Origin of the sequence: Salinarimonas soli (assembly GCF_008386575.1) — a bacterium.
Lineage (GTDB): Bacteria > Pseudomonadota > Alphaproteobacteria > Rhizobiales > Beijerinckiaceae > Salinarimonas_A > Salinarimonas_A soli.
The window spans coordinates 1-1445 of the sequence record NZ_VUOA01000071.1; the positions used below are offsets into that span (position 1 = coordinate 1).

The 1445-nt window shown below is 62.6% G+C and carries 1 protein-coding gene; it reads left to right on the forward strand.

The window, feature by feature from the left end; translation table 11 throughout:
• Positions 1-190 precede the first annotated feature (190 nt).
• On the forward strand, positions 191-1445 hold a 1255-nt coding region (locus F0L46_RS25175), incomplete at its 3' end, for a nitrate- and nitrite sensing domain-containing protein (RefSeq protein ID WP_149822367.1).

A 1445-nucleotide genomic window follows, 5' to 3' on the forward strand; every position in this document is an offset into this window, starting at 1 on the left:
CAGGTACCCAGGGGGTCAAGCGCGCTTGTGACTACCGCCTTCCTCGGCCGGCCAGTTCCGATAGCAGCTTACTTCCCACCGGCGACAAATGTCGTAGCGTGATCCCAAGCTTATCAACTTGTTAGCTGGTTAAGCATCATATTCCCGTCGTCTAGCCCCGAGTTGTGTTAGCCGATCGGAGTGCAATCCCGTGTTCAACAAGCTGTCGCTTAGAACGGTTCTCGGTGCAACTATCGGTGCGCTCGCTCTGGTAGTCGTGGGCCTCGGCGCATACTTGGCAAAGGACGCACTACAAGGACGGCACGTCGCGCAAGTAGTAGAGAAATCTAATGCGACTGCCGATCTTCTACTCTCGGCCGCCGGTCACTACGCCGTAGAACGAGGGCGGACCAATACGGCCCTGAATGCGCCCGGCCCTCTCAACGCCGACGACCGTGCCGCGATCGATCAACGCCGAGCTCAAGCGGATGCCGCATTGGACAATGCACTCGCCGCCTTGAGAGCCGATGGGCGGTCGGAAGCTGACCTCGCCGCCTTAACCGATACGCGACGTAGCTTCGCCCTGCTGCGCAAGAGCGTTGATGGCGCACTCGTGGCAGCCAAGTCGGCTCGCTCCAACGATATAATTGCGGCCTGGGTGCCCGGCGTAACCCGCCTCATCGAGGTCAGCCAAGCGTTGCGTCTTGCCTCCGACTTCGAGGCTGATGCAACGGAGGCGCGGTTGTCGGATCTGCAGCGCATCAAGCACTATGTCTGGGTGATGAGCGAGTTTGCTGGCCGCGAACGTGCCGCCCTAGGCGGCATCATCGCGAGCGGTGAACCGCTGACGCCCGCTCAGGTGCAGCAGCTCGCGGGGGCTCGCGGTCAGTTTGACCTTGCCTGGTCACTGGTCGAGGCCTTCGCCGCTAAGCCGACAGCACCCGCGAGCGTCAAGCGCTCCGTTGAGGACGTGCGTCAGGCCGTGTTCATGGTGTTCCAGCCTTTACGCGAGGCGGTCTACCGGGCTGGCAACGAGCGGATGTCATACCCGGTGAATGGAGCAGGTTGGGTCAGCGCCTCCACGGCAGCGATCGACAGGATCCTGCGCTTAGGCGAGACGGTTGGGCGTGAGACCGCGCTACTCGCGGGGTCCATGGCGCAAGACAGCCTGCGCGAGCTGGTGATCGACGGCCTCGTCCTTCTGCTCGGCTTCGCGATCACGGCGACCGCGTTCTGGATCGTCTTACGCCGGGTCGTGAGCCCGCTCACCGCGATGACACACACAACGTCCTATTTGGCTGGCGGTGAGACGAACATCGACGTGCCCTGTCGTGAGCGAGGTGACGAGGTTGGCGAGCTGGCAGGAGCAATCGAGGTCTTCCGGCTCAAGCTTGCTGAGAACAAAGTGCTGACAGCCCGGCAGCAGGAGGAGGACGCTCTCAAGGTGCGTCGGGCGCAGCGTCTCG